This is a genomic window from Staphylococcus sp. Mo2-1 (genome assembly GCF_046721385.1).
Lineage (GTDB): Bacteria > Bacillota > Bacilli > Staphylococcales > Staphylococcaceae > Staphylococcus > Staphylococcus equorum_A.
Genome location: NZ_JBEUUK010000001.1, coordinates 1,928,244 through 1,951,224 on the forward strand (window position 1 = coordinate 1,928,244; position 22,981 = coordinate 1,951,224).

General features: G+C 32.9%; 14 protein-coding genes and 5 pseudogenes. 6 read left to right on the forward strand and 13 right to left on the reverse strand.

All coding sequences use genetic code 11. The features are described from left to right. Nucleotides 1-32: 32 nt before the first annotated feature. From ABLV95_RS09860 to ABLV95_RS09870, 3 genes and pseudogenes are all read right to left on the reverse strand, one after another. A pseudogene (locus tag ABLV95_RS09860) lies at nucleotides 33-715 on the reverse strand (GntR family transcriptional regulator). 262 nt (nucleotides 716-977) lie between these two features. After that, the gene (locus tag ABLV95_RS09865) at nucleotides 978-1,673 is read right to left on the reverse strand and encodes a GTP pyrophosphokinase (RefSeq protein ID WP_427706417.1); all 696 of its coding nucleotides are present in this window, start codon (nucleotides 1,671-1,673) and stop codon (nucleotides 978-980) included. Between the two features lie 229 nt (nucleotides 1,674-1,902). Further along, nucleotides 1,903-2,316: a DUF2188 domain-containing protein gene (locus tag ABLV95_RS09870; protein ID WP_427706415.1), complete on the reverse strand. Its 414-nt coding sequence runs from the start codon at nucleotides 2,314-2,316 to the stop codon at nucleotides 1,903-1,905. Between the two features lie 194 nt (nucleotides 2,317-2,510). Here ABLV95_RS09870 and ABLV95_RS09875 point away from each other — a divergent pair, with 194 nt between their 5' ends. Together ABLV95_RS09875 and ABLV95_RS09880 are read left to right on the forward strand one after the other, a co-directional pair. Next, nucleotides 2,511-3,683 (forward strand): hypothetical protein, encoded by a 1,173-nt coding sequence (locus ABLV95_RS09875; RefSeq protein ID WP_460875495.1) that lies wholly within the window; start codon nucleotides 2,511-2,513, stop codon nucleotides 3,681-3,683. Next, nucleotides 3,673-4,902 (forward strand): 5,10-methylene-tetrahydrofolate dehydrogenase, encoded by a 1,230-nt coding sequence (locus ABLV95_RS09880; protein WP_427706410.1) that lies wholly within the window; start codon nucleotides 3,673-3,675, stop codon nucleotides 4,900-4,902. The genes ABLV95_RS09875 and ABLV95_RS09880 overlap by 11 nt, the downstream gene beginning before the upstream one ends. A gap of 128 nt (nucleotides 4,903-5,030) precedes the next feature. Here ABLV95_RS09880 and ABLV95_RS09885 read toward each other — a convergent pair. The 4 genes and pseudogenes from ABLV95_RS09885 to putP all read right to left on the reverse strand — a co-directional run bounded on the left by ABLV95_RS09885 (nucleotide 5,031) and on the right by putP (nucleotide 10,532). Then, nucleotides 5,031-6,948: pseudogene (locus ABLV95_RS09885) on the reverse strand (FUSC family protein). Nucleotides 6,949-7,502: 554 nt separating this feature from the next. After that, complete coding sequence (budA, locus tag ABLV95_RS09890) at nucleotides 7,503-8,201, reverse strand: acetolactate decarboxylase (RefSeq protein WP_460871986.1); 699 nt, start codon at nucleotides 8,199-8,201, stop codon at nucleotides 7,503-7,505. Between the two features lie 202 nt (nucleotides 8,202-8,403). Further along, nucleotides 8,404-8,583 (reverse strand): putative quinol monooxygenase, encoded by a 180-nt coding sequence (locus tag ABLV95_RS09895; RefSeq protein WP_460875497.1) that lies wholly within the window; start codon nucleotides 8,581-8,583, stop codon nucleotides 8,404-8,406. A gap of 398 nt (nucleotides 8,584-8,981) precedes the next feature. Continuing rightward, entirely contained in the window at nucleotides 8,982-10,532 is a 1,551-nt protein-coding gene (gene putP, locus ABLV95_RS09900) for a sodium/proline symporter PutP (protein WP_427706401.1), read from the reverse strand. A gap of 505 nt (nucleotides 10,533-11,037) precedes the next feature. Between putP and ABLV95_RS09905 the strand changes: the two genes are divergently transcribed. After that, entirely contained in the window at nucleotides 11,038-12,990 is a 1,953-nt protein-coding gene (locus tag ABLV95_RS09905; protein ID WP_460875500.1) for a fructose-1,6-bisphosphatase, read from the forward strand. Nucleotides 12,991-13,056: 66 nt separating this feature from the next. On the opposite strand, the gene ABLV95_RS09910 is transcribed toward ABLV95_RS09905, so the two are convergent. Then, entirely contained in the window at nucleotides 13,057-14,832 is a 1,776-nt protein-coding gene (locus tag ABLV95_RS09910; protein WP_460872850.1) for a cation:proton antiporter, read from the reverse strand. A 348-nt stretch (nucleotides 14,833-15,180) separates the two neighbouring features. Here ABLV95_RS09910 and ABLV95_RS09915 point away from each other — a divergent pair. Further along, a pseudogene (locus ABLV95_RS09915) lies at nucleotides 15,181-16,241 on the forward strand (hypothetical protein). Nucleotides 16,242-16,544: 303 nt separating this feature from the next. Here ABLV95_RS09915 and mhqD read toward each other — a convergent pair. The 4 genes and pseudogenes from mhqD to ABLV95_RS09935 all read right to left on the reverse strand — a co-directional run bounded on the left by mhqD (nucleotide 16,545) and on the right by ABLV95_RS09935 (nucleotide 19,629). After that, nucleotides 16,545-17,138, reverse strand: a complete 594-nt coding sequence (gene mhqD, locus ABLV95_RS09920; RefSeq protein WP_427706395.1) for a methylhydroquinone degradation carboxylesterase MhqD — start codon at nucleotides 17,136-17,138, stop codon at nucleotides 16,545-16,547. A 78-nt stretch (nucleotides 17,139-17,216) separates the two neighbouring features. Further along, the gene (locus tag ABLV95_RS09925; protein ID WP_460875502.1) at nucleotides 17,217-18,116 is read right to left on the reverse strand and encodes a VOC family protein; all 900 of its coding nucleotides are present in this window, start codon (nucleotides 18,114-18,116) and stop codon (nucleotides 17,217-17,219) included. A 50-nt stretch (nucleotides 18,117-18,166) separates the two neighbouring features. Further along, nucleotides 18,167-19,125 (reverse strand): annotated as a pseudogene (gene mhqE / locus ABLV95_RS09930) (ring-cleaving dioxygenase MhqE). Between the two features lie 75 nt (nucleotides 19,126-19,200). Beyond that, the gene (locus ABLV95_RS09935; protein WP_069817135.1) at nucleotides 19,201-19,629 is read right to left on the reverse strand and encodes a MarR family winged helix-turn-helix transcriptional regulator; all 429 of its coding nucleotides are present in this window, start codon (nucleotides 19,627-19,629) and stop codon (nucleotides 19,201-19,203) included. Nucleotides 19,630-19,903: 274 nt separating this feature from the next. Between ABLV95_RS09935 and aldA the strand changes: the two genes are divergently transcribed. Further along, nucleotides 19,904-21,328 (forward strand): aldehyde dehydrogenase, encoded by a 1,425-nt coding sequence (gene aldA, locus ABLV95_RS09940; protein ID WP_069817137.1) that lies wholly within the window; start codon nucleotides 19,904-19,906, stop codon nucleotides 21,326-21,328. A 93-nt stretch (nucleotides 21,329-21,421) separates the two neighbouring features. On the opposite strand, the pseudogene ABLV95_RS09945 reads toward aldA, so the two are convergent. Then, a pseudogene (locus ABLV95_RS09945) lies at nucleotides 21,422-22,455 on the reverse strand (metal ABC transporter solute-binding protein, Zn/Mn family). Nucleotides 22,456-22,653: 198 nt separating this feature from the next. On the opposite strand from ABLV95_RS09945, the gene ABLV95_RS09950 reads away from it, so the two are divergent. After that, on the forward strand, nucleotides 22,654-22,932 hold the full coding sequence (locus tag ABLV95_RS09950; RefSeq protein ID WP_069817142.1) for a GNAT family N-acetyltransferase: 279 nt from the start codon (nucleotides 22,654-22,656) through the stop codon (nucleotides 22,930-22,932). Nucleotides 22,933-22,981: the final 49 nt, after the last annotated feature.

The window sequence follows — 22,981 nt, forward strand, 5'->3', positions numbered from 1 at the left end:
TTTTCCTCCTACTTCTTTACCGGGTTAAAACATTAATTTAACCAGAAACTGTCAACATCCTCACCAACATCATCAAAGTTGAGATGGAATGCTTCTCTAAGTTTTGCGAGCATCTTGCTTCGCAACCGCTTCTATAAACACTTCATGATTACGATGAATGCGCTCAAAATCTTCTGGATTCTCGCTCATGCGTGTACGCATTGACAATAGTATCAGTGCTTCCATTACCGGTCTTAAGTTATTCCAAAAATTTTTTAAGTATTGGTGCTTTGAAGCGAGTATGGTTACTTCATGAAATTTCATATCATGTTCAGTAAATGCTTCTGCATCTTCGAATTTAACTGCCACTTTCATCATTTCTAATTGTTTACGTAATTCTTTAACAATCTGTTCATTATTCAAAGCTTTGATTCTACTAAACGCAAATGATTCCAACATTATTCTTAAATCATAAAGTTCTTTTTTCTCTGTATCATCAAAAGGCAATACTTCTGCGCCCATTCTTTCTAAATGTATCAATTGATCTTGCTTTAATAATTTAAATGCATCCCTAACTGGCGATCGACTAACATTAAATTCTTTAGCAATTTGATTCTCCGTCAATAACGTATCTGGCGTTATTGTGCCCTCAACAATTCTTAAACGAATCTCTGCGAGCAATCATTTCACCTTTCGAGACACCTTCTAACCATTGTTCTGGATATTTATAATTCATGATGACATCACCTCTTTTATCAATACGATATACTTGTATACAAGTATAGTAATACACAAGTTCAGTATTTGCAAACGCTTGCAAATGATATTTTTATCTCTTTTCAACTTAAAAAACCGACATGGCAGGACTTGAACCTGGCATATCGGTTATTATATTTATTTTACTTTCATAAAAAATTTGAAGCATTAAGATGGGTGAAGCTCACGACACCCGTCCCTAGCCACAACAAATTAGAGCTTCAACTTTAATGTAGCCTTATTTAATTATCGAAGACTTCAGAATGTATATTTTGCATTTTACTTTCAACCGCTGTTATTTCGTTTGCACATTGCTTTAATACATTTCTATGGTTCTCAGTATTTTCAGTGTTTTTATAGCGTATTTTATGCTCTAAGCTTGCCCACATATCCATACCAATTGTTCTAATTTGAATTTCTACAGGCACAGTTTCTACTGAATTAGCTAAAAATACTGGAATGGCTACAACGATATGTAAACTACGATATCCATTATCTTTAGGATTTCCAATATAGTCTTTACGTTTCAAGAGCTTCACATCTTCTTGTTTGAGTAATAATTCTTCTATAACATAAATATCATCAATATAATTACATATCACTCTAATACCTGCGATATCTAGTATATTTTCTTTAGCAGACGTTGTGCTTATCTCTAATCCTTTACGATTTAACTTTTTAATTAAGCTTCTCATTTCTTTAACACGACGTTCCATATGATGAATTGGGTTGTGTTTATACATTTGTTGAAAATTGTCATCTAAGATATCTAACTTAGTACTAATTTCCTTAAGCGCTGACGAGTATAATTGTTCTAAAGCAACAAACCCTATTACCATATCAAATGCATCTTCTTGATTATTGATATTTTTTATACTCGCTCTAAATTCTTCCTTCAAATTGTCTATATTTAACGAAGGTTTACGTTCAATATACATATTTCGTTCCTCCCAAAAATCTACTTAAACTACATTATAGCTAATTCCCATTTATTAACTAAATAAAAAGATACTTCAAATGTGATAAACTACACTTTTAAAAAATCGTTGTTTTGTTTTCAAAACTAAAATATATTTAAAAAAAGGAGTGGAACAGAAACCTCATTTTTAAATGAGATTTCGTTGTCCCACCCCGGCAAAGATGACTAGAAAACTGAATATTTGAATGCTATTCATCTTTCTTATGTTCTCTCACTTCTGTCGATCTGTTATCAGCAATATTACGTGCACGTTTCATGGCGTCTTCTTTCTTATCAAAACTATCGGAAGCTTGCTTAGCACCCTCCGTTTTAATCTTCCACTTATTATCTTCAAAATAAACGTGAACATCTTTATTATTTAATTTAGGATTCGCTGAATCATCTTTTTCATGTTTAGTTATTTTCTTGTTTTTCAATTCATCTAATTCTTTTTTAGAAGCGTCTTTATACCAAGATTCAGCTTGTTTCGTCGCAATTGGTATTGCTCTATCTTCTTTATAACCATCTTTAAGCATCGCATTTCCAATATCTATTGCTTTTTTAAGTTCTAGTTTTTCCATGTTTTTCCAACTTTGTGGGTAATCATTCATTGTCCAAGGCATTAACTTCAACCTCCTACGTTATAATTTATTCTTCGTCTTAATTATTGTTTACCACTACTAAAAAGTTACAAACAAAGTAATATACACTTTCAATTAAAAACTCAAACTCATTAAAAATGATTAATTTCCTTAACGAACGGGAATTAAAGTATGAATCTAATCATTTCATACACTATTTATAAAGGAGGGATATAATGACAAATATAACAATAGGTTTAATTCCTTCACCTGACATGCCACATAAACTGATAAACAAGATTTCCGATTATCTAGCTGATGATATCCAAAACCATGTAGATGATAAAACGAATTGGGAATTTGAAACACATGTCGCTTCAATGGTTGGAACTGCTGAACATATGGATAAAGCACTAGATATCGCATCAAATATTAAAAAACAAAAGAATTGGGATTACACAATTTGTATAACTGATTTACCAAGCTTATCTAATAATAAAACTGTAATTTGTGATATAAACCTAGACGACAAAACAGCATTATTATCGGTTCCAGCATTAGGTGCTGTGAATTTAAAACACAAGCTACGTCATTTCATTACATTTATTGTTAAATATTTTTTTACTTCAGGTTCAGATAAAAGCCTTTTGAAATCAAAGTATTTTAAATTAACAAAATTCAATGAAGTTATACCAAATGAAGATAACAAACAAGATAATAGAAAGCGTATTGTTTCTAAAACATCATTTTTAGGTTGGTTTCATTTAATCTTAGGCATGACTTTTTCTAATGAACCTTGGTCTGCTATTTTAGATTTCAAAAAAATTATTTCAGTATCCTTTGCAACTGGAACATATATCGCAATCTTCTCAACACCATGGGATTTGAGCTTAGATTATGAATACTGGCGCTTTATTCTACTCATGTTATTATCTATAAGCGGCATGGTCGGATGGTTAATATATTCATATAATTTATGGGAGCGCCCAAATCCAAAGACACAACAATCGTATCGTTTCATTTACAATTTCACGACATTGACTACATTATTCGCTATTACCATTTTTAATTTTGTTGCATTATTTATATTACTCACAATAAGCACATTATTATTTGTACCACCAGAGATCTTTTCTAGCTGGACTTCTTTGAATGAAAAACAGCCAACTTTCGTCAACTATATTAACCTTATTTGGTTTATAACTTCGTTGGGCATTTTAGTCGGTGCCATGGGTTCAACGGTTGAAAATGCTGAAAAAATCAAACGTGTAACATATTCATTCAGACAATATTATAGATATAAAGAACTAGAACAAGACGACGATAACACTAATAGTTCTAATCAAGCATCAGAATACAATAATGGCCAAAAACTGTCACACAGTGAGGAGGATTCCAATGACAAATAGAACGATTGAAATTGGATTAGTAGCGGCGCCAGGAATAACAGAAAAAATCGCTCACAATCTTGAAAATAACTTATCAGAGGTATTATCAAATTATTTTGCTAAAGATATCGAATGGAAAATCAATACAGTTGTTGATCCCCTCACCGGTTCTGCAGAAACCGCCAAAGAAATATTCGAGAAAATTGCTAACTACCAAAATAATAATAATTGGCAATATACGATAGGACTTACTGACCTCCCTATTATTAAAGATAATAATGTAATCGCTTTTGATATCAATAAAAGTAATGGTGCCAGTTTAATTTCCGTCCCTTCCTACGGTTGGCGACCAGTTCAAAAACGTATACAAAAATCTATAGTTGGAATTATTGAAACTGTAAATATGGATCATTCACAGGATTTACAAAAAAATAGTAACCACGATAAAGATAGTCAAGAAAAATTAAAATCACAATTTCCACTTTCAACTTTAAAATCACGTACAGCATATTTGGAAGATACAAATTCCAAACATACACATTATTTTGTTTCATCTAATACAAAAGGTTCTTTCCGTTTAATTAGTGGTATGACATTTGCAAACAATCCATTAAACATGCTCAGTAGCTTAAGTAATGTCGTAGCCATAGCATTCACTACTGGTGCTTTCGGTATCGTTTTTACTACGATGTGGAATTTAAGTTATGTTTATTCATCTTGGCGTATGTTACTCATGATGGTAGTCGCCATTTTTGGCATGATGTTTTGGATTATTGTAGCGCACCATTTATGGGAATCGAAAAAAGAGAGTAGAAATAAAAGAGTTACAATGTTATATAATTTGACGACAGTACTAACGCTAACTGTTTCACTTATCATTTATTATATAATATTATTCTTTTTATTCTTAATTGCTACTCTTGTAGTCTTGCCTTCAGGCTATTTAGGCCAAACTTTACAAATGGGTGGCCCCGCAACGTTAATCACTTATATAAATCTTGCTTGGTTTGCTACTTCTATATCAACAGTTGCCGGTGCAATTGGTGCTGGTTTAAACAATGAAGAACTCATATTAGAAAGTACTTATGGGTTTAGACAAAAAGAACGTTATAAAAAAATGGAAGACCAAGAAAAACAACAAGAACAGAAAAGAACTGAAGCTAAGAAAGATATTGAAGAGAAAAAACAAGAGGAAGAAAAGAAAGCAGAACAAGAAGGTGAAAATAAACAAGATCACTAAGGGCAGTCTTACCTCAGACAAACCTCAGACTCCCTTTCGCACTTGAAAACTTGTTTGACACCTTAAAATAAATAAAAAACAAAGCAAGCCAACCCTTGATTTCATTCATCATAGGGTTGGCTTGCTTTTTAAACTTGTGCTAAATTCACTTTTTGTCTTGCATTCATACAGTTATTCTGAATACTCATCAATGATGTTTTAATGTGTATATACTGAGGTAGTTCTGGTATTTCTTGGACTTTAATATGCGAACCTCTTTCAAAATGTTTTGCTATATTTTCAAAGATAAGTAAGTATTCGCCCATTGTTTCATCATCTATATGATATCTTTCTTCATTACTCAAAGCCCTTGTAAGCATAAAGCTAATTTCTTCTAGGGCATAAATACTCGGATAATAATACTGTATGACCATCTTATTACTAAACAGTTCACCGTTTGCGCTGTTATATACTTGCTTCATGTTATTGAGTTTCACACTTAACTGAAGCATTTCTTGTTTGTCTTGTTCTCGTGATGAATATTTACTACTTGCAAACAAGTAATGGAATAATACTGCCTCGTCTCTTGCAACGTCTGCAAGTGTTGCTGGTAACATGGATGACGCTGTCTTTCTGCCTATTATCAATAAACAAATAACAGCAATTGCAATACCCACAATTACATCAATCACACGTGGCAACGCAATTAAAATTGTTAAGTGGTTTGCTGCTATACCGTTCAACAAGATCACTTGAATCGTTATGAAAATAACAGCGAATGAATAGTTAGCCCCCACAAACACTTCTGTCACACCTGCTGCTGCAGCTAACAAGAGAATCGCAATTGGTAACGGCGGCGTCGATAATAAAATAAGAGATAATACAAGCACACCTATAATTGTACCAACTCCCCTAGATCCAAGCACGCTCAAAACTATGTAACGTTGTTGAACCTAATAGTACTGTATGTGTACTTAAAGGAATCCAATATGCTTTTTCAAAACCAAACATAAGCGCTATAAAAATTGAAATAGCCATAATAACTGTATAGCGTAATGTATTTCTAAACACAAATGAATCCAGTGTTAAATTTGTTAACATACGATGTCCGTATATAGGAACACGAATATCAATTTCATGTTCTACACGTTCATCACCTGCATTCATGATTGCATCTACTTTGAATATATTATCAACGAGATTTTGATATTGGTCATCAATTTCCACTGCTTTTGTCCATTGTTTTTTAATATCACCTTCAGAATATACAAGTTTAATTACAAAATCTGCCATTACTTTGATTTCTTTAGGTAATGGACGTGTGTTCTTTTCATTCAGCTCTAATAATTCTGAATGAATACCTTGCGCCGTATTATGAAGTAACAGCAAACGTTGAAATTCGGGTGACTCTTTAGATTTGGCAGTACTGGAAGTGATCAGCTGAGTGTCTGAATTTCTAAAAGCAGTCACTGCGAATTGTGATGCTTTAGCAAATGCTTTCGGATCATCAAAATTATAAATAAGTTGTTTAATGATATTATAATCGTTTTTAATAGCTTTTGATTCTGCAGATTCTTTTGAGATTACTATAAGGATAGTAACAATTAATGTTGCTAATAATCCCCCAACAAACATAGCAAGCCCTCTATATAAGGCTTCTTCTGGAGCTACAGGTAAGTTAAAAGGTAAACTGAAAGCAACAATAAAGAATGTCGATGAAGGTCCAGGTATATTCAACGAACTAAATATATAATACGGAATCACCGTAACAATAAGTAGTAATACACCAAAGATAAGTGGCTGGCTTACTGTGAGCGTACCTAATATCATTGCAATAGATAACCCTATCGATGAGAAAAATACGATACGTAGTTTCGATTTGGATGACCCACCAAATACATATATATGTGCTAAAGTACCAGTAGATATTAATAATCCTGTAGAAAGATGACCCATTAAATAACCAATAACGAGTGGGATAAACATTAATATAGCTTGTCTTAAACCTTTAGCAACATCGATTTTCATGGTATTAAATCGAACAAGTGACTTTAAATATTTAACCAATGTTGGTGTTCATCTCCTTTAATATTTTATTTTTTTATTAGTTTAATACGTATGCGCCCTACAAATTTTAGTATTTAAAAAGCACATATAAAAATGGGAGAGAGAGAGAAATCAAAAATGTGAAATTTGATTTCGTATTCCCACCCCCACAAGGCTGACTAGATAAAGGAATACAAGAGCTGAGGCTCTTGCATAAGAACTACTAGCCTTCATACATGAAGCATTAGTTCTTTAAAACTTGATACAAGTGCATTTAGATATCAGACAACTACTGTGTAATCTCAAATTTACATTTACAACGTAGTATGTTGTATTTATATCTCAGTCTCATTAGATCGTAAGCACATGTAGCCTATTTATCTCAGTTTACTAACAATTCAATATTTTTTATTATCGTAAAGCTACATATGTCCAACTCAAAACATCACTCCACCATTTTAACACTTTTCTAAAAATATTTTGCCGTATTTGATTGGATAATTTCATAGCCAAATTATTATAAATCATTTCATTGTTTGTATGATGTGAAAAATCTTTTTATAGCACTCAATGATTTATTCTGCTTCTTTAATATCTTCATGAACGCTTGAATAATCTATATCTGTTTTTAAAAATTCATCATTATTCACAGGAAAGTGTTGTTCAAGTGTTTCTATATTACTAATTTCTACAGAACCACTATTAAATTCAAAATCTAAGACATGGCCACCAAACGTTTTATTTTCATCCACAAAATGTAAATGAAATCCTCCTGCGACGACGCCATGAAATAATTGTGGAGAATAAAATCCTACAATCGTGCCATGTACTTGTTCTTTCGTATATTCAGGTTGTTTTTTAGCTGATTCTATTAATTTTGTATAAGGTCTCTCTTGCTTCGGCATCATTCTGGCATGAATCATTTCAAATTTACCGGTGATTTTGACAGCTATAAATATATTATTACTCGTCGCTTGACGTTGGATTTCATTCAACACAGCTTCAGAGTCGGTGATATATCGAACATCAAATTGCTTATCTACTTTGAAAGGGGTAACTGTAGAGAATGGTGTCATTTCGTGACCCTCTAATTGTTTGAACTCACCATATTCATTAGCATGATATGCGATACCATCTAATATAATAACTTCACCATCAGAGCCAGTTAGCGTTCCTATACCTAAATCACCATGTTCTAAAATCTCGTTAATCGTAGCAGTGCCTTCTAACAAACCTGCCATCAACGTACCTAGTGTACCGTGTTGATACAACATTATCTCTTCTCTCCTTACTAAAACGTATTACGCACTTTTAAAAAATAGGGGTATTTTTATTATAATTGCTTCCAATATGAAATTATACACCATTATATTACACTACAACAGCTTAGTGTCTTAATTAACCCTAGGAAAAAGGAATAAAAAGTCTAAACTCACAAGATTACGTAAGTTTAGACTCTTATTTTGAAATAGTCTTTTATTTAGTTTGAGAAACTTGAATATCTGGTTTAGTAATCAAATATTGCGTAACTTTTTTGAAAAAGTGTTGAAAGTGTTCTGTACCATTGTGCACTTCTAAAGCTTCTTCATTTTCATATTGTTCAATAAAAGCAAATGTATTAGGCTCATCAGTGCGTTCAAAGTGTGCATAATACAATGCGCCATCTTCTTTGTTAGTCTGCTAATACAAGTGGTTCTACTAGTGCTAAATACTGATCACGCTTTGACGGGTCAATCTTCATTATAGCATTTACAGTAACCATCTTTTAATCCTCCTAGGAAATCATTATCTTTATTAATTACCGCAAACTCAATATCGCAAACATTGCATGCTTTATATCAATCATTCAAAAAAGTATCATTCAGTAATAAATCGAAATACATCATATTTTGAAGTCAATTTAATCAATAAAAAAGACTAACTCCCCTTTGAAGTTAGTCTTTTATAATCTATAATTTCTCCCGCTTTAAACTAAATGGTGATTCCACAATCACTATTTAGTTTATTTGTTTAATTTTGTAGTCATAATTTAAACCCCTTATTTAAATTATGTACTATTTTTGCTTTTTAGCATCGTTAACAGTTTGACGTACATCTGCTAAATCAGCTTCAACATCAATCTCAGGTTTTTTAGTAAATTTACTTACTACAACCGTTACAATTAAACTTGTTAAGAAGCCTGGTATGATTTCATATAAATTAAAGAAATCATTGATTTCACCAAGTGGTTTAACAAACGCAATCCATATAACTACTACAATTGCCCCTGATAACATACCACTCACTGCACCAGTACGACTTAAGCCTTTCCAATATAATGACAATAGTACAAGTGGTCCAAATGCTGCACCAAAACCTGCCCATGCATTACCTACAAGACCTAAAATCGTGTCGTTTGGTGTCCAAGCAATCCAAAGTGATATAAGTGCTACAACGATTACTGATAAACGTCCCACCATAACAAATTCTTTTTGATGTTCTTTGGCTGCTTTCTCACCACGGAATAATTTATAAAAGTCTTCTGTTAATGAACTAGATGTCACTAACAATTGTGAAGAAATTGTACTCATAATTGCGGCTAAAATAGCAGCAAGTAAGAATCCACCAACAAGCGGATGGAATAAAATTTGTCCCATTAAAATGAATAGTGTTTCAGGATCTTGTATATCAGTACCACTTTGATTGATAAATGTGATACCTGTAAGACCGACGCCTACTGCACCTAATAAACTGATTGCCATCCAACCAATACCAAAACGTCTTGCTGTTGGTATTTGTTTGATTGATTTGATAGACATAAAACGTACAATAATATGCGGCTGACCAAAATAACCTAAGCCCCAAGCAAAGAATGAAATAATACCTATCGCTGTTGTACCTTTAAACAAGTCCAAGTTCGTAGGTTTTAATGCTGCTGCTTGTGATATTGTATCAAGTCCACTTAATTGCATCATAGCAACAATCGGTACCATTACCATAGCGATAATCATAACGACCCCTTGGAAAAAGTCTGTTAATGATACGGCTAAATATCCACCAAAGAATGTATATGCAATAACAATAGCCGCTACGATTATCATACCTAAGTGATAGTTCATACCAAATGCACTTTCAAATAACACCCCACCTGAAACCATTCCAGAATGAGTATAAAGCGTAAAGAATACGACAATAATTGCCCCGGCAATTATTTTAATAGAGTTAGATTTATCATCTAATCTATTTTTAAAGAAATCTGGTAGCGTAATGGCGTCCCCAGCTTTCTCTGTATATACACGGAGACGCGGTGCTACAACAATATAGTTTATGTATGCCCCTATAGTTAGACCAATCGCTAACCACGCTGCTGATAGCCCAGTAGTATAAACTTCCCCAGGTAGTCCCATGATCATCCAACCACTCATGTCGGATGCACCTGCAGATAGTGCTGTTACATATGGACCAATGTTTCTGCCGCCCAACATATATTCACTGACATTGCCTGTCGATTGTTTAAAGCCATAGTAACCTATGCCCAATAAAACAATGAAATAAATAATCAGCATAATATACGTTTGCCAGTTCGGGTCTACTTGACTCTGTAATGATGCTCCCAATGTAAACATTGAACAAACTCCCTTTTATTATATGATTTTGTCACATGCATTCATTATACAAAAATTAATGGAATTTTAAACCACTTATGAGAAGTTTTTTTGGTCTTTTTTTATTAAAAGGTCTTTATGACACTATAAATGCTGTTATACAAGCGTTTTTAACGGTTAAAATTAAAGGTGTAATTATTCTCTTTTCGTGCTTATAATCACACTTTACAATTCAAAATAATGTATGTTTCCCACAACTTTTATATTAATATCATTTTAACTGTATTTGAGTAACATGTTATTTTACATTATTTTTTGTGATAATCGACCTTTTCCATTATATATATTTGCTATCGTTTATACATGACTAAGCCATTTTTTAGAATTTATGTACAGTTAATAATATAATAAGAAATGGACATAACAATTCAAAATAATGCTACAATATAGACTATATAATGAAAGCGTTTTACATAGCTGTAATACAAAACATTACAAAAATTATACAACTGGAGTGACATAAATCATGTGTAAAACAACGGATAAGAGCGTAAAGGACAGATATTTAGACTTACTTTCAGAACAATTCAACTCAAAGGAAGAATTGGCTACAGAAATCATTAATTTGGAATCTATTTTAGAACTTCCAAAAGGCACAGAACACTTCGTCAGTGATTTACATGGTGAATTCCATGCTTTCCAACATGTGTTACGTAATGGGTCTGGGAATGTACTGTCAAAGATTAACGACATTTTCCAAGATACTTTAACACGTAAAGAAATTAATGAATTTTCCTCACTCGTATACTACCCAGAAGAAAAAATAAAATTAATAAAAAACAATTTTACTTCTAAAGCTGAATTAGATGAGTGGTATGTAACTACAATTAATCGTTTAATTAAATTGATTACATATGCATCATCAAAGTATACACGTACAAAATTACGTAAATCTTTACCTAAAAACTATGTCTTCATTATTGAAGAATTACTGTATAAAAGTAATAAATACAATAATAAACATTCCTATTACGAAACATTAATCAATCAAATCATAGAGCTTGAACAATCTGATGATTTAATCATCGGTTTATCATTTACTATACAACATTTAGTAGTTAATCATTTACATGTTGTAGGTGATATTTATGATCGTGGCCCAGAACCAGATAAAATTTTAGAAACACTGATTGACTATCCTTCAATAGATATTCAATGGGGTAATCATGACGTTTTATGGATTGGAGCATATGCGGGCTCTAAGGTTTGTTTAGCTAATTTACTGCGTATTTGCGCACGTTACAATAACTTAGATATCGTTGAAGATGCCTATGGTATTAATTTGCGCCCATTATTAACACTTGCTGAAAAGTACTATGATGGTAATAACAAAGCGTTTCAACCTAAAAATCCTCAGGATTTAACCCAAGCAGAATTAGAACAAATCACGAAAATACACCAAGCTATCGCAATCTTACAGTTTAAATTAGAAGCACCTATTATTAAACGTCGCCCAACATTCGAAATGGAAGAGCGTTTAGTGTTAGAAAGTATCGATTATGCAAAAAATGAAGCTACATTGTATGGCAAGACTTACACGTTAGAAAATACTTGTTTCCAAACAATCGATCCAGAAGACCCTAATAAATTACTTGAAGAAGAAGAAGAAGTGATGAACAATTTATTATTATCTGTTCAACAATCAGAAAAATTAAAACGTCATATGACTTTCTTAATGCAAAAAGGCAAGCTCTATTTGCCTTATAACGGTAATTTACTTATCCATGGTTGCATTCCTGTAGATGAAAATGGTGAAATGGAATCTATGACGATAGACGGTGAAAAACGTTATGGTCGAAACTTATTAGACTACTTTGAAACTCACGTAAGAAAAGCATTCGATAATAAAGAAATTGAAGATGACTTAGCAACTGATCTCGTGTGGTATTTATGGACTGGCAAATATTCTTCATTATTTGGTAAACGAGCAATGACAACTTTTGAACGTTACTTTATTAGTGATAAATCAGCACATAAAGAAGCTAAAAACCCATATTATTATTTACGTGAAGATGTAGATATGTGTAAAAAAATGCTGAAAGACTTTGGATTAGATCCAGAACAAGGCCATATTATCAACGGACATACCCCTGTAAAAGAAATTGATGGTGAAAATCCAATTAAAGCAGAAGGTAAAATGATTGTAATCGATGGCGGCTTCTCAAAAGCCTATCAATCAACGACCGGTATCGCAGGCTATACCTTACTTTATAACTCATTCGGTATGCGACTTGTGGCTCATAAACATTTTAATTCGAAAAAGCATGTTCTACTTAACGGTGCCGACGAACTTTCGATTCGCCGCGTCGTAGATAAAGAATTACAGCGTAAAAAAATACGTGATACGAATTCAGGTCAAACTATCCAAGAAAAAATTGATATCTTAAAAGAGTTAATGCATGACCGTTTCGTAAATTAAAACAACTCAATAAACGCATAAAAAATCCATTTGCTAACAATAAAACATTGCGCAAATGGATTTTTTCTATATATTTTGATGTAAATAAGCGTCTTTCAAATAACCAATCATCCCTTTTTCTGATTCTACAGGATTATTATTACCACGTTTGAATGTTACGACTTTACCATCGCCGATATGATAAAGTATCATATCATTTTCAGTTAACTCATCTTTACAAGATACTGGTATTTCTATAATATTGTGATCTTTAATAAAACGGTTAAACCAACGTGATGTAAAATTCCAATCAAAAAGAATATGATTTTTGATTGGCCCATCCACATTACTTCGTGCATGTTCATCACTAAATGACACGGGCATCATATCTACATTTTTCAAACCAAATTCTGGGACTAATTCATTAAATGCTAGACTGTTAAATACAAATGATTGCGTCATAAGTAAACATTTGTTGTAACGTGTCATATCTGCATAAATACGATCATTACTAGACAGTAAATTGCCTTCAAAAATTTCAAAATCTAAATCATGTGACCGTTGAGACGTATTTTTAAATAAATTAAATGCCATAACTGGAATATTATGTTCTCTCAATTTTGCACCGAGATGAAAAGCAAATTCACTTTCCCCTACAATGATTACACCAGGTGGTTCTGTACTTGAAAGCTTCATCACTTTACTCAATGGTAAGAAACTAAAACCATAAATCACTACGGTAATAAACACTAAACCAAAAGTAACTGGCGTTATGAATTCAGCCATCGGTGTACCTTTCTCTACAAATAAGCCCCCAAAAAACTGAGCAACAGTAAGAACGACAATACCACGTGGCGCCATCAAAGACACCATCGCGCGTTCACGTTTTGAAATTTCTGTATTTATCGTAGCCAGTATAATTGAAATCGGTCTAATTAAAATAATCATGATTGCGCAGAAAATAAATAATTTCCACGACATGACACTTTTTAATACTTCTAATGTTAAAGAAGATGTAATTAAAATAAATACCGTTGAAATCATGATTGATGACGTGTTCTCAATAAAATGATCAGATTCTTTGAATATTAAATCGTGTCGTTTCATGCGTGCCATCATTAAACCGAAAATTGTAACTGCAAGTAATCCAGATTCTGGTAAAATTTCATCACATATAGCAAATATTAATAAAATAAAGACTAATTGAATCGGTGGCATGAGATTTTGAGGGATTAAATCACGTTTAATCAGCCACATAAATAAGTATGATGCACCAAAACCGATGACCACAGCTACTAAGAAACGTAAGACGAAACTCAATATAATTTGCAATTCAAAGCCCTGTTCAAATATTTGAAACACATAAAAAGCACCGAGCGCTAACATAGGGCCAATAGGATCAAGTATGATACTTTCCCATCTTAATATTGAATCTACACTTTTTCGAACTTTAGCTTGTTTTAATAACGGTTGAATTACGGTAGGTCCCGTTATTAAAAATAAACCGCCTAAGACGAGTGAAATTGCCCATGAGAATCCTAATACATAATGTAAGGCAATAGAACCTAAGATCCAAGCAATCGTAGCTCCTATAGTAATGATACGCATCACTGCCTTGGAAATACCTTTTAATTCACGAAAGTCTAAATTACTACTTCCTTCGAATAAGATAATTGCTACAGCTAATGATACTAATGGACTGAACACTTCTTGTCCTAAACTTTCTTGAGGATTAATCAGACCAAATATTGGTCCTACAAGTAACCCTACGATGGCCATGACGACAATCGATGGCCATTTAATTCTGGTAGCAAACCACTGGCTGAAAATGCCAAGCGCTAAAAATATAACGATAAGCAACATTAACGGTAAGTTTAGTAAAGTCACATAACTCCCTCTCTCTATTTTTAATATCAAACAACTTTTTTATGCTTTCTTTCAAAAATTCATTAACAGAAAAACATACTACCAAAATTTTAAGTTTAACGCACTAAAATGACCTTCACTATATACCCACACATATTTCACTTTAATCGTAGCGCTATTCCGAAACGCTTCATAAAGTACGTTCCTGATATACATATGTCTACACCAAATAAACTTTCGTGTTTATTTCTCTTCCTTTTTAAGGTAGAATTAACTATTGTGATGTTTTTTATATAACATAACTTAATTCGGATAATGAATTGTCATGAAAGGATTCCAAACAATATGAATAAATTAAAAGAAATTATTATTGTTGCTTTTGCATTTGTCGGTGTTGTAGTAGGTGCTTGGCTTTGCTACAGGGCAAGAAATTTTCCAATTTTTTACAAGTAACGGTAATTTTAGTATTTATGGTGTTTTTATTACTGGCTTGATTATTACTGTTGGCGGGGTTTTTGTGCTGAACACAGGTTATCGTCTGCGTTCACATAGTCATACAGAACCGATTAAATTTTACTTACCTCGTACAATTGCTACGATATTTGATATCATATTAACATTATTTTTATTTGCATTAGCAATGATTATGACTGCAGGTGGCGTATCTACAATTAATGAAAGTTTTGATATTCCCTATGGTCTTAGTTCATTTTTATTAATCTTAGTTATTTTATTAACACTATTTTTAAAATTTGATCGCTTAATTACTGTATTAGGTATGGTTACCCCATTCTTAGTCTTAATAGTAACAATTATTGCAATATATTATTTTTCAACTGGCCAATTTAATTTTGAGGCTGCTGACAACTATGCAAACAGTGAAGGCCGTACAGACAACTGGTGGTGGTTCGACGCAATCAATTATGGTAGTTTACAAATTGCTCGCTGCTTTTAGCTTTCTTTCAGTAATGGGCGGACGTTTAAAATTTGAGAAATCCACTATTTGGGGTGGTATTTTTGGTGGTATTATCATCACCTTCTTATTGCTAATGCTCAATCTTGGAATGGTTACAGAGTTTGCTCAAATTACAGGCGTTGCACTCCCATCATTATTACTAGCAAATAATATTTCTCCTTTTATTGGTGTATTTATGGCTATCGTTATGATTTTGGTTATTTATAACACAGTTGTAGGTTTAATGTATGCATTTGCCTCACGCTTTACTGAACCTTATAGTAAATCGTATTACATTTTAATTATCGTAATGGCAATCATTACTTTTGCTACAACTTTTATTGGTTTTATCGAATTGATAGGCAAAGTATTCCCTATTATGGGTATTTTCGGTTTCATTCTATTAATTCCGATATTTATTAAAGGGATACTTAAAAACAAACCCGAATAACACATATTTGATCATCTATATTCCGAAAGAAAATCACTTTTATAAGATATAGTCAAAATCGAATATTTCCACCACTTTGGAGAGTGGGATAGGAATCTATTTTTCCTAGCAAGATTTCATCGTATGAAACCAGTCCAAGACAGCTGACTAGGTAATAATCGAGTCTGAGACATATATTTTGTCTTAGACTCTTCTTTTTTATGTATTTTAAATCTAGTTATTATTACCTCTAAATAAAAAAAGACATAAACTGCATGCGCTATTTTACACACATGAAGTTTATGCCTTCTAATTCTTGCTAAATTATTGATTTAATACTGTTTGGCCCGCTTGAATACCTGCTTGAGTCAATTCGTGACTGTTCACCCAAACTTGCGTTACATTTGCTCCACGGCTTTCAAAAATATCAATTACATTCTTACTAGCTTCTACAGGAACGATTGGATCATTTTCTCCCATAGAGAGTAATACATCTACACCACTTAAATCTTTATTGTTCACTAAATCTACAGGATAAAGTGGTGCATATAACAATGCTTTTTTAAATGTAATATTATCATGTAACATCATGCTAATCGCTATATTTGAGCCATTTGAAAAACCTACTGGTATGGCTTGAGCTAAATCAAAGTTATATTTATCAGCCGCTTCTTTTAAAAATGTAATTAAGCGCTCTGTTCTATATTCTAAATCTTCGATATCGTATTTTCCTTCTCCTAGACGTTTGAAGTAACGGTTCATACCATTTTCAGAAACTTCTCCCCTAACACTTAATACATTATATTTAGAATTCAATACTTCACCTAATGGTAACAAGTCTTTTTCATCCCCACCTGTACCATGTAATAAAATAAATGTAGGTGCGTTTGCTTCGCCTTCTTTAAAAATGTGTTCCATATATCGACAGCTCCTTTTATTGTTGTATTATATTCATTCAACCTCGCTAATGTGTAAAATCACTATTATAATAAACCACTATATTCTAATTGGTGGTAAATGGCGTAAAAGTTCTTCTCTTTTATCTTCAAACTGAGGTGGTAACATCAAATGTGTACCAAGTTCCTCAAATTGTTCATCAACAGTAAATCCTGGACCCTCTGTCGCAAATTCAAAAATGATACCACCATGTTCTTTCATGTAAACTGCATTAAAATAATTGCGGTCTTTAACATCTGTTACGTGATAACCTTTTCCTGTCATTTTTACTTGCCGACCACGATGGTCTTTATCTGTAGGTACAGACCAAGCAATGTGATGTACAACGCTAACACCCCAACGTACATTTTCTTTCGGTGCGACTTTCTTAACCATCACATGATGTTGCCAATCTCCAGCTGTTTCAATATGGAGATAATCATCATTTTCACTTACTTGAGACAACCCCATATCAGTTGTTAAAGTACGGGCAGTCGCTGTTGGATCCATAGACAACAGCGTCACACCATGAAAACCAATAATATCTTTGTCATTACCTGTATTTGTTTCGCCTTCAACAAGTGCCAATGGCAAACCATGTATATCATCAAACTCTAGCGTTTCTTTATCAAATAACTGTGTTCTTTCTACCTTTATATCATTTTCTTGTAAATGTTGTTCCCAAGCCGCAATAGCATCTTTTGGAATTCTAAACGCAATTCTTTCAACTTGCCCTGCACCAATACGACCTTTATGTGCATTTGGCCAATTGAAAAACGTTAATATCGTTCCATTATCGACGTTACCATTCGAGAAATATAAATGATACGTAGACGGATCATCGAAATTCACTGTCTTTTTAATTAATTTCAAATTTAATATATCTCTATAAAATTGAATATTTTCTTCTGGATTACCTACAATTGCTGAAATATGATGAATGTGTTGAATTGCTTCCATAATTGTTCCCCCCTAATTATTTACCTTTACACTTTTTTAATGCGAGTGCTTTAACGTTTTGTGTTAAATGGTTTGACTTCTGATTCAATATATTCACGTTGCTCTTCTAAAAATGGTGGCAGTGCTAGACTTTCTCCAAGTGTTTCATACGGTTCGTCACCCATAAAACCTGGGCCATCTGTAGATACTTCAATTAATATATGACCGATACGTGCATATAAAGCTTCAAAATAAAATCTATCCACTAAGCCAGAATTACCTATGCCCATTTCTTTATATTTTTCCATCCATTGCTCAATTGCTTCATGATCTTTTAATCTGAATGACACATGATGTACTTCACCATATCCTTGACGCGATGCTTGGTCCTTCAGCATCTTTTCTTAAAATTACTTGACCGCCATTGCCACCTTCACCGACTTCTAATAAAGCAACATTATCTTCTTCATGTTTCACTTTCATGCCAAAGACTTGTTCTAATATTTTGATGAAATCTTCAAAATAGCTAACTGTAATTTCGATTGGTCCCAATCCATAAATAGCTTTATCTGTTGGTACAGGTCCATTTTTCCATGGTGTACCCGGTGCAACACCTGTATTATGCTCATCTGATACAAGTTGGTATCTTTGACCATCCACTTCTTCAAATGGTAAAACTTTTGTGCCAAATAACGTTTGTATGCCATCATGTTTTATTTCAAAGTCATTAAAACGTTGTTCATAATATTCAAGTGTCTGCATCATTTGGAACTCTAAATGATGAACGTGAAATTGAATTTGTTCCACCAGTCCCTTTTGGCACGTTAGGAAAATCGAAAAATGTCATATCTGTTCCTGGTGAACCGACATCATCTGCAAAAAATGTGTGATACGTATATATGTCATCTTGGTTTACTGTTTTTTTAACAAGTCTCATACCTAATACTTCTGTGAAAAATTTATAGTTTCTTTCTGCATCGTCAGTGATCGCAGTTACATGGTGGATACCTAATAATTGATTGTTTGTCATAATAAAACTCCTTATTTTTTATAATTTATCTCGATTTCGAAGTAATTTTTACTAAATTTTAAAAGTGCTACTACACTACGTGGATTGAGCACTTATTTTTTTCAAAGCTTGTTTTAATGTGGTCATTTCTTCATCGGTAAGTACCGAGAATGTTGATGTTAACGTTGCCGCATGTTCTGGAAATATATCATCCATCAATGCATGTCCTTGATCGGTAAGCGAAGCATTGGTAACACGTTTATCTTGTTCATTACGTATTCTGATTACAAAACCTTTTTCTTCTAATTTATCTACAACATATGTGATACTACTGCTAGCAATTAATACTCTCTGTCCAATACGCTGTATCGGTTGATCACCTTTGTTATACAATAATTCCATTACTTCAAATTCTGTAAGATTTAAGCCATAACGTTGAACGTCTGTCCTTACAATTTGTTCCAAAAAGTCTACCGTTCGGTTTAATCCAATGAATGCATTTAATGATTCTTTTGTACGGTTCATTACGTCACCAACTTTCAATTTGTTTCGAATTCGAGATAAATATAACACCTCTCAATAACATAGTCAACAGATAAGTATAAAAAATATACCAAAATAAATAAAACATCTATTTTATGCTCTTATTTAAGACTAAAAGTCATTTTCATTACTTATTTTCACTTCAAAAGTAAATTAAAATATCTCATTAATTATTATACAAAATAATATTATTTCTCTCATTTTCGTTTTTAAAAACCACTTCAGTGGTAGAAGGAACTAGATGGAGGTGTCATAATTGAACAAAGTATTTATCAATAATGAATTTATCGAAAGTAAATCAACTGACACAGCAGACGTAATTAACCCTGCTACGGAAGAAGTAATAGATACAATTTCATTCGCAACAGAATCAGAAGTTAATGATGCAGTAGAAAAATCAAAACACGCTCAGTTAGAATGGGAAAAAGTACCTGAACCTACGCGTGCTGATCATGTAAAATTATTAATTCCATTATTGGAACAGAATAAAGATACATTGGCAGAATTATACGTTAAAGAACAAGGTAAAACACTTGCTTCAGCTAAGGGTGAAATTGATAAAGCGATTCAGTTCATCGATTATATGACTAGCTTAAGTATGAGTAACAAAGGTGAGGTTTTACAAAACAGTCGTGAAAACGAAACTATTTTACTTACGAAAAAACCCGTTGGTGTTACTGCTGGCATTGTTCCTTGGAACGCGCCAATTATGGTATTAATGAGAAAAGTCATACCGGCTATCGTTACTGGCTGTTCGGTAGTGATTAAACCTAGTGAAGCAACTTCTTTAATTACACTTAAACTTGCAGAACTTATTCGCCAATCTACAATACCTGCTGGCCTTGTACAAATCCTACCAGGTAAAGGCGAAACAGTTGGTACTCAATTGGCACAACATCCTGACATTCAATTAATCTCTCTTACTGGTAGTATGCGTGCGGGTAAATCTGTTTATGCTGAAAGTGCTAGTACAGTTAAAAAGGTTAATTTAGAGCTTGGTGGTAACGCCCCTGCACTCGTCACTGCTAACGCTAATTTAGATAAAGCTGTTGACTATATCGTTACTGCAAGAGTAAACAATGCTGGTCAAGTATGTACATGTCCAGAACGTATTTTTGTACACGAAGCAATTCACGATACATTTATCAATAAATTAAAAGTTAAGATGGAACAACTTAAAGTTGGCGACCCATTCAATAAGGATACGGACTATGGTGCTATTATTAATCAACAACAACTTGATAGCATTGATGACAAAGTACAAGATGCTATCAAAAATGGTGCTGACTTAATTACAGGCGGACATAAAGTGGATGGCGCCGGCTATTTTTATGAACCAACTATTTTAGATAAAGTTAATCCACAAGATAGTGCATTTAAAGAAGAAATTTTTGGTCCTGTCATACCGATTGTGACATATAATGAATTTGAAGACGCTATTGAACAAGCAAACGATACTAATGCCGGGTTATCGTCATTTATCTTTTCTGAAGATTTAAAAGAAATAATGACTGCTACAGAACGTCTTAAATTTGGCGAAGTTTATGCTAACTGTGAAGCTGAAGAAGTCGTGAATGGCTTCCATGCAGGTTGGAGAGAATCTGGTTTAGGTGGCGCTGATGGTATTCATGGTCTTGATGAATATTATAATACCACTGTATCTTATATAAGATATGACTAAACACATCAGTCATAGACTTGAATAATAATATTAAAAAGCCACGAAGAAATGCGCTAAAACACCATTCTTTCGTGGCTTTTTGACTTTGACTTTTTAATCGTTTAAAGCTTTATCCAATGATTTTATGTTTTTTTTCATCAATGATTGGTATGAAATGTTGTCTTTATCCGCTTCGGATTTAGACAAGGTCGCCATATTATGGAAACCTAATGGTGTCGAATCAGATTCCTTCTGAATGACATCTGTTACTTTAGAAGAAATATTTTGTTCATATAAAACGTAGGGCTGTCCTGTAGCTTTAATGTTTTTAACAATATCCATCAAATCTCTTTGACTTGGTTCTTCATTATTCATACCGCTGACACCCACTTGTTCAAAACCATATCTGTTAGCTAAATAACCAATCGAATCATGTGAAATAACTACTTTATCTCGTTTCGTATCTTTAGTAATTGCTTTCATTTGCTCATCAATAGCTTCAATATCTTTAACTAATTTTTGATAATTTTTGTCATAATAATCTTGGTGTTTAGGATCTTTTTTCGTTAAATCATCTCTGATTTCTTTTGCGAATATTTTGTTCATCTCTGGATCAAGCCACACATGAGGATCATTTTTGCCATGGTCATGGCCTTCGTGTTCATCTGCTTTGTCTGAATGTTCATGGCCTTCGTGTTCGTGTGCTATTTCTTCATGTTCGTGGCCTTCATGTTCATGGCTATGCTCTGCTTCCTCGTGTTCATGATTAGCATTAAAATCTTTTTCACTCAAATTTTTTGCTAAGGGCAATTTTAAATTATCATTATTGATAGAATTTGTAATTGTTTTTGCGACTGGATCCATATCTTCACTTGAATAAACAAACAAATCACCTTTGGCAATATTAATCATCTCTTTTTGCGTAGGCTCAAATGAGTGCATATCAGCGCCCGGTGGATAAATAGATTCTGCTTCCACATATTTGCCACCGATTTGTTCGGTAAAGCTTTTGAATGCAAATGCAGTCGTATATATTTTTAGTTTATTTTTAGAACTGACGTCTTTTTTTCTTCTTTATTAATATCTCCGCACGCACTGAGTAACACAGCACATACACATGTCAGTATCAACAGTATACTTTTTTTCAAAAAAACGCTCCTCCAAATCGAAATTGTTCCGTTAAAACTATAAACTTATTTTACATATTTTTCAATGGTTTTCGCTTAATCATTATATTTTCTATACTCAACTTTATCACTTCTATGTTAATTCATACTGTAAATTGTTTAACATTCGGCAAAACGTGATATTTAGTAAGTAATACATTTATAATAGGAGTGATAATAATGGCTGATATTAAACAAGGTACCAATAAATTTTACATTGGTGATGACGAAAATAACCCACAAGCACAAATTACTTTCAAACAACAAGGTGATAATCAAATTGATATTGATCACACTGGTGTTCCAGAAGAATTTGGCGGACAAGGCATTGGTTCGAAATTAGTTAAAGCAGTTGTAGATTATGCACGTGATAATAATTTAAAAGTGACTGCATCTTGTCCATTTGCTGAAGCAGTAATTGAAAAAAATTCAGATTATCAAGATGTTTATGTAGGTTAAGTATTAAAAGTTTAAATTAGATATTTCACAATAGTCGGCTGACATTTAA